We start from the raw sequence: 25,501 nt of genomic DNA, 5'->3' as shown, positions 1-25,501 counted from the left end.
CTCGATGCCCGGCTATGCATGGTCGGGCACGGAAACAGCGAGGAACGCGGCCGGGCGGAGAAGGTTCACACCGGACCGATCCACCGCGGGGAGTCCCCTTTATGTTCATGCGTGTCGACCAGCTGCAGGCCAACCTGCCAGCGCCCAAGAGGGCCGATCCCAATGCGGCCGCAGCCCTGCAGGAGCTTCTCGGCGGCAAGTACGGCGAGATGTCCACGCTCGGAAACTACATGTTCCAGAGCTTCAACTTCCGCTCCAAGCCGAAGCTTCGGCCCTTCTACAGCCTCGTCGCCGCGATCACCGCCGAGGAGCTCGGCCACGTCGAGCTCGTGTCGAACGGCGTCGCCATGCTCGCCAACGGCCCGGACACCAAGGACGGCGATGCCGGCGACGGAGGCGACATCTCGGGCGCGCCCTTCGAGGACATGAAGGACATGCGCAACGCCGCGGCCTTCCTGTCGGCCGGCGGCGGGTCGATGCCGGTGAACTCCAACGGGGTGTCCTGGAACAACGACTTCATCACCACGACCGGCAACATCGTGGTGGACCTCCTTCATAATTTCCACCTCGAATGCGGCGCGCGCCTCCACAAGCTGCGCGTCTACGAGACCTTGAGCGATCCGACGGGGCGCGAGGTCTGCGGCTACCTTCTCGTGCGCGGCTCGGTGCACGCGCATGCCTATGCGCTGGCGCTGAAGAAGATCACAGGCGTCGAGCTCGACAAATTCCTGCCGACGCCGAACATCCCGCTCTCCAAGATTCCCGAGTGCCAGAAGTACCTCGACGAGGGCTCGCACCGCCGCCTCTACACGTTCAGCCCCAACGACTACAAGGAGATGGCCGGTATCTGGGGCAACGGCGAGGTCGCGCTGCCCGACGATCCTCCGGGTGAGCTCGAGGTCGTCGACGGGATGCCCGAGGGCGGCAAGATCCATCAGCTGACGGGCATCCCGTCCGCCTTCACCCCGGACTACGCGCCGGAAGAAATGTTCGAGATCGCGCAGAAGCTCTACAAGGCTTCGCGCTGACCAGCGAGGCGGGCCGACCTGCTTCGCAGATGGCCCGTCTCCCATCCCACCTGCCAGACAGAGACCGGAGACAGCGACCCATGGTCACCACCGTCGGAACCGAAACCACCTTCGAGAAGCTTGTCCAGAATCTCCTGATCCTTGAGCACGACGCGATCGCCGCCTACCAGTCGACGATCGAGCGCCTCGACGACCCGGCGGCGAAGGCGAAGATCGCCCAGTTCAAGGGAGACCACGAGGCCCATGTGGCCGAACTCACCCGCATGGCTGGGCAACTCGGCGTCGCCGCCCCGCAGGAGGGCGACCTGAAGGAGTATCTGACGACCGGCAAGGTCGCGCTGGCCTCGATCATCGGCGACCGGTCGATCCTGAAGGCGATGTCGACCAACGAGATCGAGACCAAGATGGCCTACGATCATGCCTCGAAGAACACAGCGGCCAGCCCGGAGGCGCAGGCCTACTTCGCCAAGGCCTATGCCGACGAGGATCGGCACAAGACCTGGATGGACGCCGCCGCGGCGGCCTGACGGGCCTTACTGGAAGTAGCTCATCACCTGTTCCTGGACGCGCTGGAGCAATCCGGCGCGTTCGACGTTGGTGGCGGCATAAAGCGGCTCCTCGCGCACCACCTGACCGTCGCGCGTGATGCGCATCTGCGCCACGCGGCGGCCTTCGGGCACCGGGGCCTCGATCGGGCCGACCGGCACGATCTCGGTCTGGTAGGGCGAGCCCGTGCCGCGGGGCTCGATGAAGCGGATCTCGCCCGCCGCCTTGACGGGAACGCTCTTTGCGATGCCGCCCGTCACCGGCACCTCGCCGGCCGTCTCGTCGCCCTTCAGGATCACCACATTCTCGAAACCGCGGAGGCCAAGCGTCATCATGGCGCGCGCCTCGGTGGCGCGCTCGTTGACGCTCTTCATGCCGGTCATCGCGAACACGATGCGGCGCCCCGCGTCGTCCTTGGCCGAAGCCACCAGCCCGTAGCCCGCTTCCGCCGTGTGGCCGGTCTTCAGACCGTCCGCGCCCAGGCTGAGGAGCGGGTTGCGCGAGCGCTGCGTGATGCCGTTGAAAGTGAACTCCTCCTCCGAGAACAGCGGATACTGGTCGGGGTAGGTGCGGATGATGTGGGTGGCGAGCGTCACGAGATCGCGCGCCGAGACGCGCTGGCCGGGATCGGGCAGGCCGTGCGGATTGACGAAGTGGGAATGCGTCAGGCCGAGTTCCTGCGCCTTCTTGTTCATCAGTTCGGCAAAGGCCGGCACCGAGCCGGCGATGCCCTCGGCCGCGACGATCGTCGCGTCGTTGCCGGACTGAATGGCGATGCCCTTGATCAGGTCGCCGACGCTGACCTCGGAATTCAGGGGCAGGAACATCGTCGAGCCGCCCGACGCCGCGCCGCCGGTGCGCCAGGCGTTCTCGGATACGGGGAAGGTTTCGTCGAGCCGGATCGCGCCGCGCTTCAACTCGTCGAAGATGATGAGCAGGGTCATCAGCTTGGACAGCGAGGCCGGCGGAATCTCGTCGTCCGGGTTCTTCTCGAAGAGGACCGTGTTGGTGTCGAAGTCGAGGAGCACCGCCGAGCGCGCGGCGGTTTCGAAGGCGTGGGCGGAGGTCGATAGGGAGAGCGCCAGGAGGAATGCGGCCAGCGGGCCCCGGATACGTCGGGAGTTGAGCGCCATCGTCGTCATGCCGTGAAATCCTCATGCCGTGGGCGCGCCCCGGAGGCCGCGCCACATCCTCGCCCCGGAGGTTAATGAAATCACAGCAGAACTTGGTGAACGGCAGGTGAACGGCAACCGGCAGCGCCGGCACCCTAAGCGAAAAGCACGCGCCTGTGACCAGATCGCGCAAGGCACGGCCGGACGGTGCTCACCCCATAGAAAGGCAGGAGACCGGATATGCCGCTCAGCCCTCGAGTTCGGCCTTCAGCATCTCCAGTTCCAGCCATTCGTCCTCGGCCTTGGCGAGAGCAGCGCGGCTCGCTTCGCTCTCCTTGGCAAGCTTCGAGAATCGGTCAGGGTTCTTCGCGAAGAGCGCGGGGTCCGCCATCTCGGCTTCCGCTTTGGCGATCGCCGATTCCAGCTTGGCGATTTCCTTCGGCAGGTTCTCCAGAGCGAACTTCTGCTTGAACGAGAGCTTGGTGCTCGGCTGTCCGGCGGGTCGCGAGGCGGACGGCGCTGCGGCGGGCTTGACGGCGGACTTCTCGGCTTTCCGGGCTTCCGTCTGCGCGCCGCGCTTCTGCGCCGCCATGTCGGTGTAGCCGCCGGCATATTCCAGCCAGCAACCGTTGCCCTCCGGCGAGATGACGCTCGTCACCGTGCGGTCGAGGAAGTCGCGGTCGTGGCTGACGAGGAGCACCGTGCCGGGATAGTTGGCGATGAGCTCCTGCAGAAGGTCCAGCGTCTCCATGTCGAGGTCGTTGGTCGGCTCGTCTAGCACCAGGACGTTGGCGGGCGTCGCCAAGGTCTTCGCCAACAAGAGCCGTGCCCGCTCACCGCCCGACAGGTTGCCGACCGGCGTGCGGATCTGCTCCGGCTGGAACAGGAAGTCCTTGAGATACCCGGCGACGTGCCGCGGCTCGCCGTTCACCATCACCTGATCGCCGCGCCCGTCGGTCAGCGCCTCGGATACGGGCAGATCGTCGCGAAGGCTCGCGCGCTTCTGGTCGAGGAAGGCGAGGTCGAGATTGGTGCCGAGGCGAACCGTGCCCGCGTCGGGCTCCGCCTCGCCGATCAGCATTTTCAGGAGCGTCGTCTTGCCGGCGCCGTTGGGGCCGACGAAGCCGACCCGGTCGCCGCGCTGGATGCGCGTCGAGAAGTTCTCGACGAGAACCCGCTCGCCATAGGCCTTCTCGATCGCCTTCGCCTCGATCACGAGCTTGCCGCTCTCGCGCGTGTCGCCGACCTGCATCTCGACCGTGCCGGTCGCGCGGCGGGCGTTCTTGCGGTCGGCGCGAAGCTGGTGGAGGCCGGCGAGGCGCCGCTCGTTGCGCGTGCGCCGGGCGGTCACGCCATAGCGCAGCCAGTGCTCCTCGCGCACGATCTTGCGGTCGAGCTTCTGGAGATCGCGCTCCTCCTCCTCCAGCACCTTGTCGCGCCAGGCCTCGAAGCTGCCGAAGCCTTCCTCGATCCGGCGCACCCGGCCGCGGTCGAGCCAGACGGTAGCGCGCGTCGTCTTTTCGAGGAAGCGGCGGTCGTGGCTGATGATGACGACGGCCGAGCGGATCGAGGCGACCTCCTCCTCCAGCCATTCGATCGTCGGCAAGTCGAGGTGGTTGGTCGGCTCGTCGAGAAGCACGATGTCGGGCTCGGGCGCCAGCACGCGCGCGAGCGCCGCGCGCCGCGCCTCGCCGCCGGACAGGTCGCCCGGCCGCGCGTCGGGGCGAAGGCCGAGACCCTCGATCAGGCGCGTCACGCGGTAGAGATCGTCGGCCGGGCCGAGCCCCGCCGCGACATAGGCCTCGACGCTCGGCGCATCGCCGAAGTCCGGCTCCTGCGCGAGATAGCGGATCGTCGCGCCCGGCTGGCGGAACACCTCGCCGCCGTCCGGCTCGACGGTGCCCGCCGCGATCTTGAGAAGGGTCGACTTGCCGGAGCCGTTGCGCCCGACCAGCGCGATCCGGTCGCCGGGCGAGACACCGAGCTCGACGTTGGCGAGAAGGGGCGTGCCGCCGAAGGTGAGGCGCACGCCGTCGAGGCGAAGAAGCGGGGGAGGGGCCATGGCCGGCTTCTAGCCGATCAGGCCTTGGCTAGGGAAGATGCCGAAAAATGCGGGAGGATCCAATTCCGGAATGCGCGGATCTTCGGCACGTTCCGCCGCGCCGTGGGATAGACGAAATAGTAGCCGCGTCCGATCGGATAGAGCGGCGCGAAGGGCTGGACGAGGCGGCCGGCCGCGACCTCGTCCCGGTAAAAGAAGGGTGTCAGCAACGAGACGCCCTGACCCGCAATGGCTGCCATCGCCTCGAGGTCCTGGCTGCCGAGCGTCGGGCCGGTGCGCCGATCGCAGCCGGCCTGCGAGACGCTCATCATCGAAAACCAGAGGTCCCACCATTCGTGCGTCGTGTTGACGAGCGGGAAGCGCAGGAGGTCCGACGCGGTTACTGGCATCCCGCCGAGCTTTTCCGCCAACAGTGGGCTCAGCATCGGCGTGTAGTCGACCGCGACGAGAAGATGCGCCGTCAAGCCTGTCCACTGCCCCGCGCCCGCACGGATGGCGAGATCAACGGGCTCACGCTCGAAATCGGTTATGCGTCGGGTGCTCGTCAGTTGGACGGCTGTTTCGGGATGTTCAAGCTGGAAGGAGCCGAGGTTTCGGGCCAGCCAGTAGCTCGCGAAGGTCGGAACGGAACTGATGGACAAAACCCCGGCCGACGAACCGCAGAGATCTGCATAGGCGGCCGACAGGCGCTCGAACGAGGCGGTGCATTCGGCCGAGAAGCGGGCGCCGTCCGCGGTCAAGCTGACCTGCCGCCGCCCACGCAAAAAGAGCGGCGCACCGACGCGCTCCTCCAAAAGCTTGATCTGATAGCTGATGGCCGCCTGCGTCATCCCGAGCTCTTCCGCCGCGCGGGTGAAGCTGAGGTGGCGGGCCGCCGCCTCGAAGGCGCGCAGGGCGGATAGGGGAGGGAGTGAACGGGCCATGATGCATAAATTTTTCTTATGCATCATGCGCCAGCTTCGATTGGATCGGCAAGGCCAGCCGGGCGCATCCTCGCGGCCAGCATCCGAATTGGAGCCCGGCGATGAAACACGCTGCCCCCGAAAACTTTGAGAACTACCGGAGCCTCGGCCCCGCATCGATCGCGGCGCCCACATGGCGGCAGCGCCTGTCCGCCTGGTGGCAAAGGATCGGCTGGGATCAGCCCACCTTACCGGCGACGCTCCAAGCCGACGTGCAGCCGGATCATCCGTCCGCCCGCCCCGTCCGTTGCCGCCCGGATTGGGAACGTCGGCTCTAGCCGCTACTCCGCCGGGGTCGGCGCGCCCCCTTTGCCGAGCGCTTCGGCGGCCGCGAGGTCGCGCCGCAGCTGCTCCTCGCCCTCAGCTTGCGGTTTGGTAAGGCGGGCCAGCGCGAGGTAGGCAACGGGCGTCAGGAAGAGCGTCGCGATCGTCGCCAGCCCGAGGCCGCCGACGATGACGTAGCCGAGCGAGACGCGCGCCTCGGCGCCGGCGCCCGCCGAGAAGATCAGCGGCACGCCGCCGACGATCGTCGCGATCATCGTCATCATCACCGGGCGCAGGCGAATGATCGAAGCCTCCTCGATCGCCTCGCGCACGGAGCGGCCCTCCTCCCGAAGCTGGTTGGCGAACTCGACGATCAGGATGCCGTTCTTCGCCATGATGCCGACGAGAAGCACCAAGCCGATCTGGGAGTAGAGGTTCAGCGTCTCGCCGAAGAAGTCCATGGCGTAGACCGCGCAGGCGACGCCGAAGGGCACGGTGGCGATGATGATGAGCGCCGACACGAAGCTCTCGAACTGCGCCGCCAGCACCAGGAACACGACGACGATCGCAAAGCCGAAGACGACGGTAAGGCCGCTCGACGTCTCCTCCAGGGTCGCAGCTTCGGCCAAAGGCACGAGACGAACGCTGTCTGGCAGCTTGCCGACCGCGAACGCCTGCGCCTGGTCCCACGCCTGCTGGATCGAGAAGCCGGCCGGCAGGTCGGCCGACATGGCGACCGAGCGCGACTGGTCCTCGCGCGCCAGCGTCGGCGCGACGGCCTCCTCCTTGATGGTCGCGATGGAGGAGAGAGGGACGAAGCGGCCGTCACCGGTCTTCATGAAGATGTTGGCGAGGTCGCCTGGGTCGTTGATCGGCTGCGAGGTCGAGACGACGTGAATGTCCACGGCGCGATCGTCGACATAGGTGGTGCCGATCTCGCGTCCGTCGAGAAGCGACTGGATGGCTGAGGCGAGCCCGTCGATGTCGATGCCGAGATCGGAGGCGCGCGTGCGGTCGATCTCGACCGAGAGCTGCGGCTGCGTCGTGTCGAAGGCGAGCTGGACACGGCCCCACCGACCGTCGGCATTCATCGCCTCCTCCAGCGAGGTCGCCGCGTCCGACAGCATCTGGTAGGTCGGCCCTGCCAGCGCGAACTGGAGACCGCGACCGCCGCCGCGGATGCCAAGCGAATTCGGCTGGATCGCGCGCGCCTGGACGCCCGGAATGTCGGCGAAGGCGCGGTTGAGCTCGGCGGCGATCTCCTGCTGCGAGCGCTCACGAGCCTCCCAGGGCGCCAGCGTCAGCACCATGAAGGCGCCATTGCCCGTGCCCATCCCGATGCGCGCGAGGACGCCGGTTGCCTCGCCGCTTTCGACGTAGGGCAGCACGATCTCCTCAATCCGTCGCATCTGCGTGTCGGTGTAGTCGAGACTGGCGCTTTGCGGCGCCGAGATGCTCATGAGAACACTGCCGCGGTCCTCGTTCGGGGTCAGCTGCTGCGGTAGGTTCTGAAAGGTGATGATCGCTGCACCGGCGAAGATCGCCGAGACGACGATCACCGCCAGCGGATAGGCCAGGGCCTTTCGCAGCGCACCGGCATAGAGCCTCGCCAACCACTCGCCGGCTCGTCCCGTCGCACGCTTCAGCGCTCCCGGCTGGCGTTCGGTTTCCGCCTCGCCGAGAAGATGGGCGGCCAGCATCGGGCACAGCGTCAGGGCAATGAAGGCCGAGAGCGTGACGGAGATCGCCAGCACGAAGCCGAACTCGCGGAACAGCCCGCCCGCGACGCCCGGCAGGAACGAGATCGGAATGAACACGGCCGCCAGCGTCGCGGTGGTCGAGATCACCGCGAAGAACACCTCGCGCGTGCCGACGACGCTCGCGGCGCGGACCGTCAGGCCCATGTTGCGCCAGCGGATGATGTTCTCGAGCACGATGATCGCGTCGTCGACCACCATGCCGGTGGCGAGCACCAACGCCAGGAGCGTGATGATGTTGACGGAGAAGCCGACGAGATAGATGCCCGCCACCACGCCGATCAGCGCGATGGGGATGGTGAGCGTCGGGATCAGCGTCGCGCGGAAGTTCATCAGGAACGCGTAGATCACGGCGACGACGATCACGATGGCGAGCGCCAGCGTCAGCTCGACCTCGTGGATCGAGCCGTTGATGAAGGTCGCCTCGTCGGACGTGACGATGACGCGCGTCCCCTCCGGCAGGGATGCGTTGAGTTCGGCGACGGCGGCGTGCACGCCTTCCGAGATCGCCAGCGTGGACGAGCCGGCCTGCCGGATGACGCCGAGGCCGATGCCGGTCTCGCCGTTGACGCGCGTCTTGGAGGCTGCCTCGTCCGGGCCGAAGCGCACGCTCGCGACATCGCGCAGACGGGTCTGTGCGTTCAGGAGAACCGCGCCGAAGGCTTCCGGCGTCGATAGACCGGCATCGGCGCGCACCACGAGGTTCTGCGTTGGTGATTCCAGCTGGCCGGCAGGCTGGTCGAACGAGGCGTTGGCGAGTGCGCTCGACACGTCGCCGAGCGTCAGCCCGCGCGTCGCCAGTTCGTCGGGGCGCACATCGATATAGACGAGGCGCTCGCGCTCGCCGGACAGATCGACGTCGGCCACACCCTCGACGGCCGCGACGCGATCCGCGATGCGGTCGTCGACCAGCGTGGTCAGATCCTCGATCGGCAGCGAGTTCGACAGGACCGCCAGACGCATGATCGCGTCAGCGTCAGCATCGGCCTTGACGATGCGGGACTCGTCGGCGTCGTCCGGCAACTGGTTGGCAATACCAGCGACGGCGTCGCGCACGTCGCTCGCCGCAATGTTGAGGTCGGTGGAGTCGGTGAACTCCACGGTGACGCGGCTCATGCCGAAGCGCGACGACGAGGAGATCGAGGCGATGCCGGCGACGCGCGCCACCGCGCTTTCGATCGTACTCGTCAACTGCCGGTCCACCACCTCGGCCGAGGCACCTTGGAAGCTGGTGGTGACCGTGATGACGGGGCGGTCGACGTTCGGCAGCTCGCGGATTTCGACCGCATTGAAGGCGGCAAGGCCCGCGACGATGATCAGGAGGTTGACGACGATCGTGAAGACCGGTCGGCGAATGAAGAGCGAGGTGAGGGCCGTCAGTCCGTCCGGCTTGGCTGCGCCGCCGCTCATCGGGCGCTCGTTCCGGCCGTTGGCGCGATCGCCGCGCCGGCATCCGCGCGGCGTCCCGGCGCCAGCGTTTCGGCCGTCGGCGGATCCTGGTTCGACGGCAGCGTGTCGATCCCGGTGGTCGGACGCACGCGAACGGTACCGCCATCGCGCAGGAGCTGGACGCCTTCGGTCACCACGGTATCGCCGGCCCTCAGCGTATCCGAGGCGACGAGGACGGTGTCGACGTTGCGTTCGATGATGGCGATCGGGGCCTTGGTGGTCTTGTCGTCCGCCACCATCCAGACGAAGGGGCCGGTGCGCTCCCATTGCACGGCCAGCGGATTGACCGCGAGGTAGGTCTGTCCTTCGAAGCCGATCTCGATCGAGAAGGACAGTCCTGGTCGCAGCCGGTCGCCCGCATTGTCGATCGTGGCCTCGGCGCGCAGGGTGCGGCTTGCCTGATCGAGGCGGCTGTCGAGCGCGGTGATGATGCCTTGGTAGGTATCGCCCGATCGGGTCGCGGGGACCGCCGAGACGGGATGGCCGACCGAGAGCTGTGAGGCGAAGGCTTCCGGCGCGTCGAACAGGATGCGCAGTTCGGATCGATCGTCGACGGTCACAATCAGGGTTGAGCCGTCGACCAGCGCGCCGACCTCGAGATTGAGGAGGCCGACATGCCCGCCGATCGGCGCCCGGATGCTGCGTTTGGCCAGCGCCACCTCGGCGGCCTGCAGGTCGAGCGCTGCAGCGTCGCGCGCCCGGCGCACCTCTTCCAGCTGGACGGAGGTAATGGAGGCGCCGGTGGTCGACAGGGTCTCGTAGCGACGAAGCTGATCCTCCGCGGTCGCCACCGCAATGCGCGCCCGGTCGACCGCGATGCGTTCGGCATCGTCCTGTAGTTCGGCAAGCACGGCGCCCGCCTCCACTGCATCGCCTGAGCGGAACGACAAAGACTTGATGATACCGGTCACGTCAGGCCTTACCGCGACGGTGCGCAGCGCTTCGCCGGTTCCGATGGCGCGCAGCCGGTCGCGCGTCACCAGCGGCTGCGCCTGTGCCACGGCAACGAGCGGCGCCTGGCGGTCCGCTCCCTGTCGGGCCGGCGTCGCGCCAACCTTGGGCTCGTCGTCAGCAGGCGAAATCGCACTGACCAGCGGTCGCAGCGTCTCCGGCAACCTTCCGTCGCTGAGAAGAAAGCGGCCGGGGGCCGGGGACAGATAAAGCCACGCGCAGCCAGCGGCCGCGATCATCAGAAGCGTGACGACGATCTGTCGGAGAACGGCCATGAAAACCCTTGGTTGTCGCGAGGGCGGGATGCCCGAGCGGCTAGATCTTGAGTGATCCGCCGGCTTCGCGGCGCGTGCGGGGCATGGAAGATGGTCACGGTCAGCGCCAAAGCGTCGGCGACCGGTCAGCCTTCCGACGAGGAACGATAGACGATTAGGGCGGCGGGGCTCCCATAAATTTTGGTAAGGATGCAGAACGAAAACGTGAGCGGCAACGAAACAAGGCCCGCCATATGGCGGGCCTTGCTGGTCGTGTCGTCAGGTCGGGCGCGGCGGGCTTACTGCGCCGCCGGGGCCGCCGGAATGTCGCCCGGATTGTTCACGCGCATCTGGTCGCGATTCTCGGCATAGGTGTCACGGTTGAACTCGGGCGCGTTGCGCAGCTGGTCCTGCGTGAACTGCGTCGTCAGCGTCAGCGACCCGCCGGAGTCCCGCATGAACTGGAGGTTGTCCATGGCGACCGCCACCGGCTTGGCGCCGATGCCGAGGAAGCCGCCGACATCCACGATCACGGCGTCGACCTGACCGTCCGGCGTCAGCGCGATGTCGCCGATCGAGCCGATCGTCTGGTTGTCTGGGCCGTAGACCGAGGTGCCGATCAGGTTGTCGGCCGTAAGGTCAGCACCCGTCACCGGCGTGCCGACGTTGGCGGCCGGCGTGTTGCCGCTGGTCGAGGCGGTGGACTCCATGCCCGACGAAGCCATGCCGCTGGCGGCGGGCGTCGTGGTGTTGGCGGCCGTGTCGGTTGTGCCGGACGCCATGCCCGAAGCCATGCCGGCAGTGCCCGCCGCCATGCCGGTCGCGGCAGCGCCAGCAGCGCCCATCGTGTTGGCGGCCGTATCGGCAGCCGTGTTGGCCGCCATGCGGTCTTCGCCCTTCTGGAACGCCGGAGCGTTGGTCAACTGCTCCTTGCTGGCGGCGAGGACCGCACGCGGCTCGCCCGACGGATCGGCATTCATCGAGATGTTGTCGAACGGAACGCCGACATCCTTCTCGCCGATGCCGAGGAAGCCGCCGACACCCACGATCACGGCCTGCACGCGGCCATCGGAGGCGAGCACCAGATCGTTGATCTCGCCGATGTTGTCGGCGTCAGCCGCCGGGCCCGAATAGACGTTGTCGCCGACGATGTCGTCGGAGAGGAACTGACCGTTGGCGAGCGTGGCGACATACTCGCCTGACGCACCGGACGTCGTGGTGTTGGCGGCCATGTTCGAGGTCGAGGACGGCGCCATGGTCTCGGCTGCCATGCCGCCCGACGCCATCGTGCCGCCCGCCATGTTGCCGTTCAGCGTGTTGGTCGCGCCCGCATTGCCGGCGGCGGTGCTGTTGGCCGCCATGTTGCCCTGGCCGCTCATGTTGGTCGAGCCGGAGTCGTCCGTGGTGTTGCTGGCAACCGTGGAAACCGGCTGGTTGTTGACCGTGAAGGCCGGTGCCGCAGCGAGCTCGTCGCGGGTTGCGGTCAGAACGGCGCGCGGCTGGTTGTTCTCGCCCGTGGTCCATTCGATCTTGTCGTAGGGGACGGCAACGGTCTTCGACTGGTCGCCGAGGAACGAGCCCATGTCGACGACGGCCGCGACCACGGTGCCGTCGGCGCTCACGATGAAGTTCTCGATCTCGCCGGCCGACTCAGCGTCCGCGGCGTTCGAGGCGTAGACGGTCTGGCCGTCGAGATCGGTCACGAGGTGCTGGTCGGCGCCGAGCGACTGGACGTAGGCGATGTCAGCGGTGGCGTTGGCCGTGTCGGACTGCATGCCCGAAGCTGAATTGGCGTCCATTCCGCCCGCGGCCGGAGCCATGGTGCCGGCGGGTGCGGCGTTCATCGCGGGCTGCTCGCCCGTGGTCGTGGTGGTCTGTGCCAGTGCGCCGGTCGCGAGGACGGCGGCCATGGCCGTGGTGGCCAGAAGTGTGCGGACCATCGAAGACTCCCCTTTATCGAATTGATGCGCCCGGTCGTCGGTGGCGATCGGGCTTCGGATGATGGGCGTTCAACCTATGGCCGTTGCTAAGGTTCCCGGCTCACGAAAAGGAAAACCGGGCGTGAACTTAGGCAAAAGCGATCACGCCGAAGAATAAGAGAAGCAGGAAACCGACGAGAACGATCAGAATCAGCACCTTCGCGATGCCGGCCGAAACGCCCGCGACGCCCCGGAAGCCGAGAAGGCTGGCGATCGCCGCCACCACGAGAAGTATGACGATCCACTCGATCATTGCGAAACTCCACAGACTGAACTTGCTGCGGCGGAGAACGGGAAGCGGTTCTTCGAAGTTCCCAGCGCAGGGGCGGTCGGCAGGCATTTTCGGATCGCCGCTCCGCACCATATGGCCGGCGAGCATCGCAACGGAGTTTTGCGCAGGTCATGAAAGTCCACGCCATCCTCAACCGGCACGGCGGCACCCTGCGCACCACGGACCTCGAGCTCCTCAGCTCGGCGATCCGAGGCGAGTTCCAGCTCCACGGCCACGAGGCCGAGGTCGAACTCGTGGACGGACCCGAAGTCGGCGAAAGCATCGAACGGCAGGCCCGACGCGACGACCTCGACGTCCTGATGGTCGGCGGCGGGGATGGGACGGTGTCGTCCGCCGCGGCGGCCGTTGCCGGAACGCAGATCGCACTCGGCATCCTGCCGGCGGGCACAATGAACCTCTTTGCCCGCTCGCTGCAGATTCCGATGGGTCTCGACCCGGCGGTGAAGGCGCTGGCAAACGGCCGGATCACGGACGTCGACATCGCCAGCGTGAATGGGCGTTACTTTGTCCACCAGTTCGCCGTCGGCATGCATGCACGCATGGTCAGAACGCGCGAGAAGCTGGACTACAGCTCGCGCATCGGCAAGATGTGGGCGAGTGCACGGGCCGTCGTGACGGCGGCCGGCGCCTTGCCGATGGTCGATCTGCGCTTCGAGATCGACGGCAAGGCACAGGTGGTCCGCACACCAGCCGTCGCCATTTCCAACAACATCTACGGCGACGGGCATCTGCCATATGCGGACGATCCGCAGGGCGGGAAGCTTGGAATCTACATCATGCGGGCGACGAGCCGGCTCGCTGTCCTGAAGACGACGGTGGACATGATGCGCGGCGCCTGGAAGGATACGGATAACCTCACCGTCATCACGGCAGACGAGATCGTCATCGAGCACCGGCGTTCCAAGAGCCGGAACCGTTCCGTGATGGACGGCGAGTTGCGCGCTCTCGATCGGCGGTCCGAGGTCAAGATCCACCCGCGCGGCCTAAAGGTTCTGGTGCCGGAGGAGGCGACGTTTTGAGTGCGCCGCGCACGACATTCGCGTGCGCTATGTGAGACGGACAGCGGCGATCGGCAATGCGATACGCTTGCCGACAGTCATTCCGACTGCGCTAAACCCCCTGCCTCACCGGCGGAGATCGTTCGTGTCCATGAGGTCATCGGCCGGTTACGGCTTGTCCGCGCGCGAGAATTCTTCGTAGTCGTGCCCGCCCTCGGCAAGGAGGGACAAGGCATCGAAGAAACGTTGTTCCAGCGTTTCGTAGGCCGCTGCGGGCTCGTCGCCACGCTCGCGCTGTAGTTCGTCCAGCGCCTCCTGGATCGCCTGACGCTTGTCACGATCCGGCAGGGCGGGGTCGGCAAGAATGTCGCGGAGCCGGTCGTCATGCCCGGCGAGATTCGCAGCAATCTCGTCGGGGCTCGAAAGCCTGTCATCGAAAGTGCTGCTCATGACGTTTGGCTCCGCGGATGCTGGTCAGTTCGCGCTGTTGGTCGTTCCGGACGCAGGTGCGCTCGGCGAGACGACGCCGGTCTGCGTGCTGGTCGGTGTTGCTGGCGCTGCCGTGGTGTCCGACGCCTCGACGCCGTTGATGTTCTGGTCGGGCTGGCTCGCGTTGTAGAACTGCAGCCCGATGAAGACGACGAGGCAGAGGGCGAGGCCAGCGATCAGCACGTAAAGCACCGGGCGGCCGGTTCGACCCTGGCGGGCTTTGTCGGTTCTGAGTTCAGCCATGAAGATACTCCGTTGCTCGCGCCTGCGCGCCGTCGATGAAATAACTTTGCAGCGGTGGAAACGATCCCGGGACAGGCGAGAATCGCCGAGGATCATGCGCTCGTGATATGAAAACGGCGCGCCCGGTTCAGGCGCGCCGCTGGGATCGGTCCTCGCGGTTCAGCGGCCGTAGCCGCCGTCCCGCCAGTTCTGGAGCACACGGAATACGCCCCAGACCGAAGCTGCGGCGACCGGTACGATCAGCAGCGACTTCCTCCGCCGAAGGCTCCGGAACAGGAGCGGCAGATTGGATACCGCCGCAACCGAGGCGATCGAGGCCACATCGCTCTGCATCCGCTCGCGAGCCCTGCGCCGAGGCGGACGTCGGGCGATCGTGAGGAAGATGTAGACGCCGATCAGGATGACGAGGCAGGCAGCGGCGAAGATCAGGGCTGTCGCGACGACGCCGATGCTATGTGCGATCCAGGCAAACAGAGCCAGGAATAGGAAGAACAGCATCGCCAGGGCGAAGATGCCCATCACCACGTAGATCGTGGCGATCGTTCGCAGCCTCGCGAAATAGATCGACGCCTCGCCCGTCAGGAGTCGCGAGATGAGTTGGAACACCATCGCGCGAACGGCTTAGCGGAAGAGGCGGGCGTAGACGTAGCCGACGGCAGCGGCGATCAGGATGCTCTTGATCGGCTCGGCGCGAACGCGCTCGCTGACCTCTTCCTCGAATTCGCTGACGGTCTCCTGCGCCTGACGGAAGTAGCGCTCGCCCTCGTCGCGCAACTGGTAGGCCTGCTGCTTCGCGTTCTCGGCACGGTTTGTCGCCATCGACTTGAGCGTCTCGGTGACGCCGGCCACGTCCTCCCGCAGCTTGGAGATCTGCGCCTCGAGTTCGGCGCGATCGGCACCGGTGCTCGCGCCGGTCGAGAACTCGTTGGACGTGGTGTTCGACATGGGTACTGGTCCTCTTACGTTGACGGGTTGGCCGCGGCCGTCCCTGTTTGCGGAAATCGTTTGCCTGCCAAGGAAGTTCCCTGTCAGGCGGCCGGAGCGACCCCGATTATTTGCGACGAGATCGAATCGGGCCCGAACTCTCCGTCGCCCTCGATGCCGAGGAGGTCGGCCATGCGGGTGCGGGCCCGCGAGACGCGGCTCTTGATCGTGCCGACGGCGCATTTGCAGATCTCGGCGGCTTCCTCGTAGGAGAAACCGGACGCGCCGATCAGGATCAGCGCCTCGCGCTGGTCGTCGGGCAGTTGTTCCAACGCCTTACGGAAGTCCTGAAGATCGAGATGGCCTTGCTGCTCCGGATGGCCCGCGAGCTGCATGGCGTGGATACCGTCCACGTCCTGGACCTCGCGGCCCTTCTTGCGCATCTGCGTGTAGAACTCGTTGCGTAGGATCGTGAACAGCCAAGCCTTGAGATTGGTGCCGGGCTGGAACGTGTGCTGCTTGTCCCACGCTTTCACGAGGGTCTCCTGCACGAGATCGTCGGCGCGATCGAAAGAGCCCGCCAGCGACGCGGCGAAGGCGCGAAGATTCGGGATGATCGCGATCAGTTCTTTACGGAAGTCGGTGTCCTGCGCCATCTGGCTCAGTTTCCTTCCTTCGACGACTTCGACCGGGCTTCCGCCGCATCGAGAGCGTCGAGCAGCGACATGAAGCGATCGGGCACAGGCTCGCTCGCCACGTCGTCGTAATAAGCCTTCAGACGCCTGCCGATCGCGGAACTCGAACCGAGGTCCGTCGGTTGGCTGTTCGCGGCATCCGAATCCGTCGAGGTGTTCGTGTCCTGGGTCTCGGGCATGACGGTGCCTTTGTTCCTGCGGTCTTCCATTCCACCTCTCGCCCTGCCGGCCTTCGCGTCCGGCTGTCGCAATGCATGCTGCGCTAGATGTAGGAGCGCCGTCGGTTCGCAAGTGTCTCGACGGCTCGAGGGAAATGTTGTGCTCGAAGGTCTAGCGTTTCGCGCCTGTTGCCTTAACTAGGGCCGGGTGCGCGAAGTCCACTGGCGGCCGACGTTTCCGTCGCCGCTCCGGCCGGGGCCGACTTTCGTCGCCGCATAGACAAGGTCAGATCCGGGCGCGGAGCCCGGTCAAGCTACGAGGGAATGTTCATGTCGATGTCCTCGCGCATTGCGCCGCACATCCCGTATCTCCGGCGGTATGCTCGCGCATTGAGCGGTTCGCAGTCCTCCGGCGACGCGTATGTGGCGGCGGTCCTCGAGGCTCTGATCGCGGAACCGAGCCTCTTCGACACGCAGGAAAGCCCCCGGATCTCGCTCTACAAGCTGTTCTCCTCGCTGTGGCAGTCGGTGGAAGTGAACGTGCGCGAGGACGCGCCGGTCTCGGCCTGGGAAGAGAAGGCTTCGCGCAACCTGCGCGGCATCTCCCCGCTGCCGCGTCAGGCTTTTCTTCTGGTGGCCGTCGAGGGCTTCACCACCGAGGAGGCCGCCCACATCCTCGGCGTCGGCGAGAGCGACTTCTCCGATCTTATCGGCCAGGCGAGCGCCGATATCGGCCGTCAGGTCTCGACCAACATCATGATCATCGAGGACGAGCCTCTGATCGCGATGGACATCGAGCAGATGGTGGAGAGCCTCGGCCACGGTGTGACCGGCATCGCGCGCACGCACAAGGAGGCCATCGCGCTCTTCGAGCAGCAGAAGCCCGGCATGGTCCTCGCCGACATCCAGCTCGCCGACGGCTCCTCGGGCATCGATGCGGTGAACGACATCCTCGCCAAGGTGTCGGTGCCGGTGATCTTCATCACTGCCTTCCCTGAGCGCCTGCTGACCGGCGAGCGGCCGGAGCCGACCTTCCTTGTCACCAAGCCGTTCAATCCGGACATGGTGAAGGCCCTGATCAGCCAGGCGCTGTTCTTCGAGACCGAGCGCGAAGCGGCCTGACGACGCTTCGACGTCGGCAGGGACCCACCCGGTATCATGCCGGTCCCTGCAGGGCGGGAACCCGTCGCGGTCCCGCTCCGTTGGCGCATATTGACGTGTAAGAGCCTGTGGGAGAGGTCCTCTGGCTTTTGGAAAGGTTCGTCCGACATGACCGCAAGGCTGAACGGTAGACGCTCAGGCGCCCGTTTCGACCGTGCCCTGTCGTTCGAATCGCAGGCAGGCTCGCCGCTGAGGCGATCACACGGCGGCGTGAGCGCTGTGTCATGGTAGCCTACAAGGCTCTCAAAGCGGTCGCCAATACCGAAATGACCCTTTTCGCGCAGGACATGGACCTGCGCTACCTCTGGCTGTTCAACGCGCAAGGTTCGTGGCTCGCCGAAGCCCGCAACGGTGACTGCGACCAGGACTTCCTTCCGGCTCCCGCAGCCGACAAGGCGAAGGCGATCAAGGCCGAGACGCTGAAGACCGGCGCTCCCGTTCGCTTCGAACTGCCGGTGGCGAGCGGCGACACGGTGCGCTGGTTCGACGTTCGCGTCGATGTCGACCGGAACGACGAGGGCGAGGTGATCGGCCTGATCGGCACATCGGTCGAGATCACCGACCAGAAGCGGCGCGAGGACACCCTGAAGACCCTCCTTCGCGAGGTGTCCCACCGTTCCAAGAACCTTCTGGCCATCATCCAGAGCCTGGCGAGCCAGACCGCCCGTCACTCCGTGACCGTGCCGGAATTCCTTGTCCGCTTCCGTGGCCGCATCCAGTCGCTGGCGTCGTCGCAAGACATCGTGACCGACACCGACTGGCGGGGTGCCGACCTCTTCAGCCTCGTGACGCTCCAGGTGGAGCGGTACGCTCCCGATGGCATGGAGCAGATCCGCTTCGAGGGCGTCGACGTTTATCTGACCCCGACCGCGGCACTCCATGTCGGGCTCGCGCTTCACGAACTGGCCGTCAACGCCGCGTCCTATGGCGCGCTCTCGGTGCCTGGCGGACGGATCGAGATCGTCTCGCGCATCGAAACGCGCGAGGGGCAGACCTCGCTGATGCTGCGCTGGCGCGAATCGAATGGCCCGAGGGTGCGGGTCGACTACGACCCTCGCTTTGGCACCTCGACGCTGGAGCGTATCGTGCCGAATTCCGTGGGCGGCGAGGCGGCTCTCGAGTACCGCCCCGACGGCATCCAGTACTGGCTTCGCGTCCCGCGCAACCAGTTCGAGTTGGTCGACAACTGAAATGCAGCGCGCAAGGCCGATGGCCGTGCGTCATCTCGCGATCCAGCCTGTGTCTGGTACGCGATCGCCGTTCCAGCGAACGTCGTCCACTTCGACCGGGAACCGCTGACGGCGCAAGGGGTTAATGGGGCGAAAGGATCGCCGCCATGGAACACGTCGCCGCTCTTCTTCTGCTCGTCGGTTGCTCGCCGGACGCCTCCGTCTGCACGGAGATTCCGGTTCCCCAACCGATCTATCGCTCGCTCGAAGACTGCGAGGCCGCCAAGCCGCTGGAGATGCGTCTGTCGGGCACCTACGACCGCCGCGTGATGGCGACCTGTTCCGGTCTGACGCAGGCGGAGGTCGACGGGTCGGCGTCCGTCGAATGGGCGGTGAACCGGTCCGGCCAACTGACAGTAGAACTGACGGACGCGCCGCAGCTCGTTGCCGCGCGATAGAATCCGGCTGGACGCTGCCTGCCCTCCCTCTATCTAGCGTGGTCGGGACACTCCGTTAGTTGGGAAAGCATCTGATGAAATCGATGATCTTGGCCGCCGTGGCGGCCAGCACGTTCGCTCTTGCCGGCTGCCAGTCGGTCGACAGCAATGTGGCAGTGCCGGCGGGCATCGGCGCTCTCGGCGGCGCTGCCATCGGTGCGGGCATCTCGGGCAACGCCCGCGGCGCCCTGATCGGCGCGGCGGTCGGCGGCGCGGGTGGCGCCCTTCTGGGTGCGGCGACCAATCGTCCGGGCCAGTGCGTTTATCGCGACGGTCGCGGCCAGCGCTACTACGCCGATTGCCCCGCCGGCTACTAAGGTCAGCGCAGTCGCATCGCCCGCCGGTTCATCCCGAACCGGCGGGTTTTTGCCAATGAAGCGGACGAGGGCGAAATTGATGTGTGGCCAGCGCAACGTTTTGAGGCGAACGACACCGGCCGTCCTGCTCGCTGCCAGTTGTGCCGTCCTCTCCGGCTGCCAGTCCGATGTCCTGCCCGCCGTGTTCGGCCTCGGTTCAGGTGGCGTTTCCGCCTATGCGCCCGGCAGGCTGCCGGAGATCGTGGCCCGGCCGGGCGATCGTCTGATCGGTCAATCGGGTACGGATCGCGGTCGCTGCATCTTCGAGAATGCGGTCGGAAACCGATTTCGGGCCGATTGCCCCGACGGTTTTAAGCTCTGAGCCGGACGTCTTTCAGCCTGTTCATTCGTCAAGGGCGCGGGCGAGGGCCACGAAGGCCGATCGGAAATCTGCAGCCGATGCGACGGCCTCTTCGAATTCGACGCGTTCGACGCGGCTATCGAGAACGAGCTCGAAGCCCCGCCGATCCAGCGTCACGATGCGCCAGCCTGCGTCCGCCGACCCGCGCCGAGCCATGATCCCGTCGAGGACGGCGGCGTGATCCTCGTTCATGTGGTCCACGACCCGCGTTTCCGCCGTCAGAATGTCGGCGTCCACAGCGTCTATGACGTCGTCCCGCCCGAGCGGATAGGCGCGCGCAAACCCGGCATTGAGGAAGGCGGAACCGATCTCGACCCGCCAGCAGGAGAAGTCCGAAAAGGTGCCGTAGAGCCGGGCCGAGGGGTGATGTGTCGTGAAGCGTCGCATGAGCCGTTCGTAGGTGTCGGCATCGCCCGCGATCGGCCCCATCGCCGAGCCCGCCAGCGACAGGCGGGGCTGGTTCAAGGCATCGCCTTCGTTGGTTTCGCCGACGAGAAGGGAGATACGGGGATCGGCACCGAGCGCGCGGGTGTGACTTGACAGTTGCGACAGGAGAAGGATGGGGCTGCCATCGACGTCGGCGGCGAGCGCCACGCGGCTTGTCATCGGCGCATGCGTTTCGGGATCGAGCCAGGCGAGCGCTGCATGGCGCGCGATTCGCAAGAGGCGGCGGGCAAGCGCCAAGGCCTCGTCGTCGGCGCGAAGATAGGGGGAGGGCGCAAGGGGCGGGGTCGGCGTCATCGGATCGGGGCACTCCCATCGCTGAACCAAATCCCCTATCTGCGGGTCACATGGCGTGCAAGCCGCGCGCCGCAGCCGGTACAGGAGCCCCGATGTCCGAGGACCAGAAGACCAAGATCCTTGAGGTGCTCAGCGCGCTGCCGGCGCCCGGCGGCGGCGACGTCGTCTCGCGCGGCATGGTCTCGGACATCTTCATCGCCGACGGCAAGGCGTTCTTCTCCATCAGCGTCCCGGCCGCCGAGGCCCAGCGTTTCGAGGGGCTGCGGCAGGAGGCCGAGCGCCGGGCGGCCGCGGTTCCCGGCCTGTCGAGCGCCATGGTCGCTCTGACCGCCGAGCGGCGCGGCGGCGGCATGGAGGCCCGCCCGCCTGCGCCCCGTCCTGCCGCCAGAAGTGCGCCGCCGGCGGCATCGCGGCCCGCGCAACCACCGCAGCCGCCGCGCGCTGCCCGACAGGGTGTCGAGGGCGTCGGCCGGATCGTCGCCGTCGCCAGCGGCAAGGGCGGCGTCGGCAAGTCCACGACCGCCGTCAACCTGGCACTCGGATTCACGGCGCTCGGCCTGCGTGTCGGCCTTCTCGATGCCGACATCTACGGCCCCTCGGTGCCGCGTCTACTGGGGCTGCGGGGGCGGCCGGAGCTGGAGAACGGCCGGGTGATGCGTCCGATGGAGGCCTACGGCCTGAAGGCCATGTCGATGGGCTTCCTCGTCGAGGAGGACACGCCGATGATCTGGCGCGGCCCGATGGTGATGTCGGCGCTGAACCAGATGCTCCGGGAGGTGGCCTGGGCGCCGCTCGACATTCTCGTGGTCGACATGCCGCCGGGCACCGGCGACGCGCAACTGACCATGGCCCAGCAGGTGCCGCTGGCCGGCGCCGTGATCGTGTCGACACCGCAGGACCTCGCGCTGATCGATGCGCGCAAGGGGCTGGCGATGTTCCGCAAGGTCGAGGTGCCGGTGCTCGGCATCGTCGAGAACATGAGCTACTTCGTGGCGCCGGACACCGGGCGGCGCTACGACATCTTCGGTCACGGCGGGGCGCGGGCCGAGGCGGAGCGCCTTGGGGTTCCGTTCCTCGGGGAGGTGCCGCTCGAGATGGCGATTCGTGAAGGCTCGGATGCCGGCGCCCCCGTCATGGCCGTCCAGCCCGATGGGCCTCATGCGCGCGCCTACGCGGCCATCGCCGAGCGCACGCTTTCGTCAATCGAGGCATCGGGCGCGTCGGCGGGCAAGGCACCCGAGATCGTTTTTGAGTGAGAAAACAAAAAAGCTGCTTGCGTGAGGACCGACTCGTGGTCGAAATGTGCCCTTCCGGCGGCAATGCAGCCGTCTTAGGCACGTTCATGGGAGAACGCGTTTCATGGGTCTGACCAAGAAGCTTCTGGCGGCGACGGCGATCGTCCTCGCGCTCGGCTCGGCCGCTTCGGCCAAAACCTTCGTCTTCTGCTCCGAAGGCTCGCCCGAGGGCTTCGACCCCGGCCTCTACACCGCGGGCACCACGTTCGACGCTTCGGCGCACCCGGTCTACAACCGGCTCGCCGAGTTCAAGAAGGGCACGACCGAGACCGAGCCGGGCTTGGCCGAGAGCTGGGAAGTCTCGCCTGACGGCCTGCAGTACACGTTCAAGCTGCGCCCGGGCGTCAAGTTCCACTCGAACGCCAACTTCACGCCGACGCGCGACATGAACGCCGACGACGTCGTGTTCTCGTTCGACCGTCAGGGCAACGCGCAGAACCCGTGGCACCAATACGTCTCGGGCGCGTCGTGGGAATACTACGCCTCGATGTCGATGCCCGAGACCGTGAAGTCGATCGAAAAGGTCGACGACATGACGGTGCGCTTCACGCTGAACACGCCCTACGCGCCGTTCATCGCCAACGTCGCGATGCCGTTCGCCTCGATCGTCTCGAAGGAATACGCTGACAAGCTCGCCGAGTCCGGGAGCCAGGCGCAATTCAACCAGGCGCCGATCGGCACCGGTCCGTTCCAGTTCGTGGCCTACCAGCCCGACGCCGTGATCCGTTACCAGGCGTTTGCCGACTACTGGGGCGGCAAGCAGCCGATCGACGACCTCGTCTTCGCCATCACCAAGGAAGCCTCGGTCCGCCAGCAGCGCCTCGCCGCCGGCGAGTGCCACCTGATGGCTTATCCGAACCCGGCCGACGTGCCTTCGCTGCAGCAGAACGCCGACCTCAAGGTCGACGAGCAGGAAGGCCTCAACATCGGCTTCCTCGCCTACAACACCAAGCAGGCGCCGTTCGACAAGCCGGAGGTCCGCAAGGCCCTCAACATGGCGATCGACAAGGACGCGATCATCTCGGCCGTCTATCAGGGCGCCGGCACCAAGGCCGTCGCGCCGATCCCGCCGACCATGTGGAGCTACAACGCGCAGCTCAAGGACGACGCCTACGATCCGGAAGCCGCCAAGAAGGCGCTGGAAGCGGCCGGCGTCAAAGACCTGTCGATGAAGATCTGGGCCATGCCCGTCTCGCGTCCCTACAACCCGAACGCCGCGCGCATGGCCGAGCTGATCCAGTCGGACTTCGCCAAGGTCGGCGTGAAGGCCGAGATTGTCACCTACGAATGGGGTGAGTATCTCGAGCGCTCGAAGGCCGAGGACCGCGACGGCGCGGTGCTGCTCGGATGGACCGGCGACAACGGCGATCCGGACAACTTCCTCGCCGTGCTTCTCGGCTGCGACGCCGTGGGCGGTGCGAACCGCGCGCAGTGGTGCAACCAGGACTTCAACAAGCTCGTCCAGGAAGCCAAGGCCAAGCCGACGCAGGATGAGCGCGCCAAGCTCTACGAAGAGGCTCAGGTGATCTTCAAGGATCAGGCCCCTTGGGCTACGATCGCCCACTCGGTCGTCTACGTGCCGATGCGCAAGAACGTGACCGGCTTCGTCCAGAGCCCGCTCGGCGACTACACGTTCGACGGCGTCGACATCACCGAGTAAGACGACCGCATCATCGCCGGGAAGGGGAGCGGCCCTGCGCCGTTCCCCTTTTCGTTTGGCCGAACCTCTGGTTTCCGCTAGAGAAATCGGCTTCAGCCGCTGGTTGCGGCTCAAGGACCTCCAAGGGCCTCACACATGTTCCGCTTCATCGTAGCGCGCCTCGGCGTCCTCGTGCCGACCTTCGTCGGCGTGGCGATCGTCGCCTTTTCCTTCATCCGCCTTCTGCCCGGCGACCCCGTCACGCTGATGGCCGGCGAGCGCGGCATCAGCCCCGAGCGCCACGCCCAGCTCACCGCGCTCCTCGGCTACGACCAGCCGCTGCCGATCCAGTTCTGGCACTATCTCACGGGCCTTTTCGCCGGCGACTTCGGCACCTCGATCGTCACGCGTCGCCCGGTCCTTACCGAGTTCATGACGCTGTTTCCGGCGACCGTTGAATTGTCGCTTTTTGCAATCCTGATCGCGGTCGCGATCGGCGTCCCGGCCGGCGTCTTCGCCGCCGTGAAGCGCGGATCGTGGCTCGACCAGACCATCATGGGCACGGCCCTCGTCGGCTATTCCATGCCGATCTTCTGGTGGGGCCTCCTTCTCATCATCTTCTTCTCCGGCACGCTCGGCTGGACGCCGGTTTCCGGCCGCATCTCGCTCCTCTACTTCTTTCCGCCCGTGACCGGCTTCATGTTGATCGACAGCCTCCTGTCGGGGCAGGCCGGCGCGTTCAAGTCGGCGATCAGCCACCTCATCCTGCCGGGCGTCGTCCTGGCCACGATCCCGCTCGCGGTCATCGCACGCCAGACGCGCTCGGCGATGCTCGAGGTCCTCAGCGAGGACTATGTGCGCACCGCTCGCGCCAAGGGCCTGAAGTCGACCCGCGTCGTCGGCATCCATGCCTTACGCAACGCGCTGATCCCGGTCGTCACCACGATCGGTCTGCAGATCGGCGTGATGATGGCCGGCGCGATCCTCACCGAGACGATCTTCTCCTGGCCGGGCATCGGCAAGTGGATGGTCGATTCGGTCTTCCGCCGCGACTATCCGGTCGTCCAGGGCGGCCTTCTCCTCATCGCCATCGTCGTGATGGTCGTGAACCTCGTGGTCGATCTTCTCTACGGCCTCATCAATCCCCGCGTCCGGGCCCGATAGGAGAGCCACGATGTCCCATATCGAAGCCCAGGAAGCGGAAGCCGGCGTCGGTTCGCTGATCCCCGACCGCAAGCCCGAGACCGGCCAGCGCCGCCGGATGCTGAAGGAATTCTGGTACTACTTCTCGGTCAATCGCGGGGCCGTCGCCGGCCTTGCGGTGTTCGCGCTCGTCGTCCTAGTGGCATTCCTCGCGCCGTTCATCGCCCCGCACGATCCCGTGGCGCAGAACCGCGCCGCACTCCTGGTCCCGCCCGCCTTCATGCAGGGCGGGCAGTGGTCCTACCTCCTCGGCACCGACGCCGTCGGCCGCGACATCCTCTCGCGCCTGATCTACGGCGCGCAGTATTCGCTGTTCATCGGCACCTTCGTCGTCATCCTCGCGGTGTCGACGGGCATCGTAATCGGCCTGATCGCGGGCTATTTCCGCGGCTGGGTCGACACGGTGATCATGCGCGTTATGGACGTGATCCTCGCCTTTCCGTCGCTTCTTCTCGCGCTGGTGCTGGTCGCCATCCTCGGGCCCGGCTTGGTCAACGCGATGATCGCGATCGCGCTTGTCCTCCAGCCGCATTTCGTGCGCCTGACCCGCGCCTCGGTGATGGCCGAGAAGGAGCGCGAATACGTCACCGCCGCCCGCGTCGTCGGCGCGGGGCCGATCCGGTTGATGTTCAAGACGATCCTGCCGAACTGCCTCGGGCCCCTCATCGTGCAGGCGACGCTGTCCTTCTCGAACGCCATCCTCGATGCCGCCGCGCTCGGCTTCCTCGGGCTCGGCGCCCAGCCGCCGACGCCCGAATGGGGCACGATGCTCGCCGAGGCGCGCGAGTTCGTGCTGCGCGCGTGGTGGGTCGTGACCTTCCCGGGTCTCGCCATCCTCGTCACGGTGCTCGCCATCAATCTCATCGGCGACGGTCTGCGCGACGCGCTCGACCCGAAGATGCGCCGGAGCTGACGT

Annotated in this window: 26 protein-coding genes; 12 read left to right on the top strand and 14 right to left on the bottom strand. The window is 66.5% G+C overall.

The genetic code is table 11. From position 1 onward, the window contains the following. Positions 1-101: 101 nt before the first annotated feature. Both BM175_RS07090 and BM175_RS07085 read left to right on the top strand, forming a co-directional pair. The gene (locus BM175_RS07090; RefSeq protein ID WP_090961188.1) at positions 102-1,028 is read left to right on the top strand and encodes a manganese catalase family protein; all 927 of its coding nucleotides are present in this window, start codon (positions 102-104) and stop codon (positions 1,026-1,028) included. Between the two features lie 80 nt (positions 1,029-1,108). Beyond that, positions 1,109-1,555 carry a DUF2383 domain-containing protein gene (locus tag BM175_RS07085; RefSeq protein ID WP_090961185.1) on the top strand — a complete coding sequence of 149 codons (447 nt, stop codon included), beginning with the start codon at positions 1,109-1,111 and terminating at the stop codon, positions 1,553-1,555. A gap of 6 nt (positions 1,556-1,561) precedes the next feature. On the opposite strand, the gene BM175_RS07080 is transcribed toward BM175_RS07085, so the two are convergent. From BM175_RS07080 to BM175_RS07050, 7 genes are all read right to left on the bottom strand, one after another. Further along, positions 1,562-2,716: a D-alanyl-D-alanine carboxypeptidase family protein gene (locus tag BM175_RS07080; RefSeq protein WP_244545908.1), complete on the bottom strand. Its 1,155-nt coding sequence runs from the start codon at positions 2,714-2,716 to the stop codon at positions 1,562-1,564. Between the two features lie 217 nt (positions 2,717-2,933). Then, positions 2,934-4,748: an ABC-F family ATP-binding cassette domain-containing protein gene (locus BM175_RS07075; RefSeq protein WP_090961182.1), complete on the bottom strand. Its 1,815-nt coding sequence runs from the start codon at positions 4,746-4,748 to the stop codon at positions 2,934-2,936. Between the two features lie 17 nt (positions 4,749-4,765). Continuing rightward, positions 4,766-5,671, bottom strand: a complete 906-nt coding sequence (locus BM175_RS07070) for a LysR substrate-binding domain-containing protein (protein WP_090961179.1) — start codon at positions 5,669-5,671, stop codon at positions 4,766-4,768. 320 nt (positions 5,672-5,991) lie between these two features. Next, positions 5,992-9,141 (bottom strand): efflux RND transporter permease subunit, encoded by a 3,150-nt coding sequence (locus BM175_RS07065; protein WP_090961177.1) that lies wholly within the window; start codon positions 9,139-9,141, stop codon positions 5,992-5,994. Further along, a complete protein-coding gene (locus tag BM175_RS07060) occupies positions 9,138-10,406 on the bottom strand; it encodes an efflux RND transporter periplasmic adaptor subunit (protein ID WP_090961174.1) in 1,269 nt (422 codons plus the stop codon). The genes BM175_RS07065 and BM175_RS07060 overlap by 4 nt, the downstream gene beginning before the upstream one ends. A gap of 278 nt (positions 10,407-10,684) precedes the next feature. Further along, entirely contained in the window at positions 10,685-12,325 is a 1,641-nt protein-coding gene (locus BM175_RS07055; protein WP_090961171.1) for a PRC-barrel domain-containing protein, read from the bottom strand. A gap of 127 nt (positions 12,326-12,452) precedes the next feature. Next, on the bottom strand, positions 12,453-12,617 hold the full coding sequence (locus BM175_RS07050; protein ID WP_082505607.1) for a DUF1328 domain-containing protein: 165 nt from the start codon (positions 12,615-12,617) through the stop codon (positions 12,453-12,455). A 149-nt stretch (positions 12,618-12,766) separates the two neighbouring features. On the opposite strand from BM175_RS07050, the gene BM175_RS07045 reads away from it, so the two are divergent. Then, the gene (locus tag BM175_RS07045; protein WP_090961169.1) at positions 12,767-13,675 is read left to right on the top strand and encodes a diacylglycerol/lipid kinase family protein; all 909 of its coding nucleotides are present in this window, start codon (positions 12,767-12,769) and stop codon (positions 13,673-13,675) included. A 147-nt stretch (positions 13,676-13,822) separates the two neighbouring features. On the opposite strand, the gene BM175_RS07040 is transcribed toward BM175_RS07045, so the two are convergent. The 6 genes from BM175_RS07040 to BM175_RS07015 all read right to left on the bottom strand — a co-directional run bounded on the left by BM175_RS07040 (position 13,823) and on the right by BM175_RS07015 (position 16,184). Then, positions 13,823-14,104: a hypothetical protein gene (locus BM175_RS07040; protein ID WP_090961166.1), complete on the bottom strand. Its 282-nt coding sequence runs from the start codon at positions 14,102-14,104 to the stop codon at positions 13,823-13,825. Positions 14,105-14,128: 24 nt separating this feature from the next. Further along, a complete protein-coding gene (locus BM175_RS07035; RefSeq protein WP_139224579.1) occupies positions 14,129-14,386 on the bottom strand; it encodes a hypothetical protein in 258 nt (85 codons plus the stop codon). Positions 14,387-14,545: 159 nt separating this feature from the next. Continuing rightward, a complete protein-coding gene (locus BM175_RS07030; RefSeq protein WP_090961160.1) occupies positions 14,546-14,995 on the bottom strand; it encodes a hypothetical protein in 450 nt (149 codons plus the stop codon). Positions 14,996-15,007: 12 nt separating this feature from the next. After that, a complete protein-coding gene (locus BM175_RS07025; RefSeq protein ID WP_090961158.1) occupies positions 15,008-15,331 on the bottom strand; it encodes a hypothetical protein in 324 nt (107 codons plus the stop codon). 83 nt (positions 15,332-15,414) lie between these two features. Then, entirely contained in the window at positions 15,415-15,966 is a 552-nt protein-coding gene (locus BM175_RS07020) for a sigma-70 family RNA polymerase sigma factor (RefSeq protein WP_090961155.1), read from the bottom strand. 5 nt (positions 15,967-15,971) lie between these two features. Then, positions 15,972-16,184 (bottom strand): NepR family anti-sigma factor, encoded by a 213-nt coding sequence (locus tag BM175_RS07015; protein ID WP_090961325.1) that lies wholly within the window; start codon positions 16,182-16,184, stop codon positions 15,972-15,974. Between the two features lie 309 nt (positions 16,185-16,493). On the opposite strand from BM175_RS07015, the gene BM175_RS07010 reads away from it, so the two are divergent. The 5 genes from BM175_RS07010 to BM175_RS06990 all read left to right on the top strand — a co-directional run bounded on the left by BM175_RS07010 (position 16,494) and on the right by BM175_RS06990 (position 19,668). Beyond that, complete coding sequence (locus BM175_RS07010; protein ID WP_055890324.1) at positions 16,494-17,285, top strand: response regulator; 792 nt, start codon at positions 16,494-16,496, stop codon at positions 17,283-17,285. A gap of 263 nt (positions 17,286-17,548) precedes the next feature. Beyond that, entirely contained in the window at positions 17,549-18,514 is a 966-nt protein-coding gene (locus BM175_RS07005; protein WP_090961151.1) for a sensor histidine kinase, read from the top strand. A 146-nt stretch (positions 18,515-18,660) separates the two neighbouring features. Then, entirely contained in the window at positions 18,661-18,951 is a 291-nt protein-coding gene (locus BM175_RS07000; protein WP_090961147.1) for a hypothetical protein, read from the top strand. 74 nt (positions 18,952-19,025) lie between these two features. Further along, positions 19,026-19,307, top strand: a complete 282-nt coding sequence (locus tag BM175_RS06995) for a glycine zipper domain-containing protein (RefSeq protein WP_244545907.1) — start codon at positions 19,026-19,028, stop codon at positions 19,305-19,307. 55 nt (positions 19,308-19,362) lie between these two features. Further along, entirely contained in the window at positions 19,363-19,668 is a 306-nt protein-coding gene (locus tag BM175_RS06990) for a hypothetical protein (RefSeq protein WP_139224578.1), read from the top strand. Positions 19,669-19,689: 21 nt separating this feature from the next. Here the strand turns inward: BM175_RS06990 and BM175_RS06985 are convergent, their stop codons facing one another. Further along, positions 19,690-20,448, bottom strand: coding sequence for a HugZ family pyridoxamine 5'-phosphate oxidase (locus BM175_RS06985; RefSeq protein WP_090961141.1), 759 nt, complete (start codon positions 20,446-20,448; stop codon positions 19,690-19,692). A 92-nt stretch (positions 20,449-20,540) separates the two neighbouring features. Between BM175_RS06985 and BM175_RS06980 the strand changes: the two genes are divergently transcribed. The 4 genes from BM175_RS06980 (at position 20,541) to BM175_RS06965 (ending at position 25,498) form a co-directional block, all read left to right on the top strand. Further along, on the top strand, positions 20,541-21,704 hold the full coding sequence (locus BM175_RS06980) for an Mrp/NBP35 family ATP-binding protein (protein ID WP_090961138.1): 1,164 nt from the start codon (positions 20,541-20,543) through the stop codon (positions 21,702-21,704). A gap of 103 nt (positions 21,705-21,807) precedes the next feature. Next, positions 21,808-23,403, top strand: a complete 1,596-nt coding sequence (locus BM175_RS06975; protein WP_090961136.1) for an ABC transporter substrate-binding protein — start codon at positions 21,808-21,810, stop codon at positions 23,401-23,403. 135 nt (positions 23,404-23,538) lie between these two features. Further along, on the top strand, positions 23,539-24,546 hold the full coding sequence (locus BM175_RS06970; RefSeq protein ID WP_055890215.1) for an ABC transporter permease subunit: 1,008 nt from the start codon (positions 23,539-23,541) through the stop codon (positions 24,544-24,546). Between the two features lie 97 nt (positions 24,547-24,643). Continuing rightward, complete coding sequence (locus tag BM175_RS06965) at positions 24,644-25,498, top strand: ABC transporter permease subunit (protein ID WP_244545917.1); 855 nt, start codon at positions 24,644-24,646, stop codon at positions 25,496-25,498. The last annotated feature ends 3 nt before the right edge of the window (positions 25,499-25,501 follow it).

The organism is Aureimonas phyllosphaerae (assembly GCF_900113065.1).
In the GTDB taxonomy this organism is placed as follows: domain Bacteria; phylum Pseudomonadota; class Alphaproteobacteria; order Rhizobiales; family Rhizobiaceae; genus Aureimonas; species Aureimonas phyllosphaerae.
Note: the sequence above shows the minus strand (reverse complement) of the source record. Positions and strands in the feature narration are given on the sequence as shown.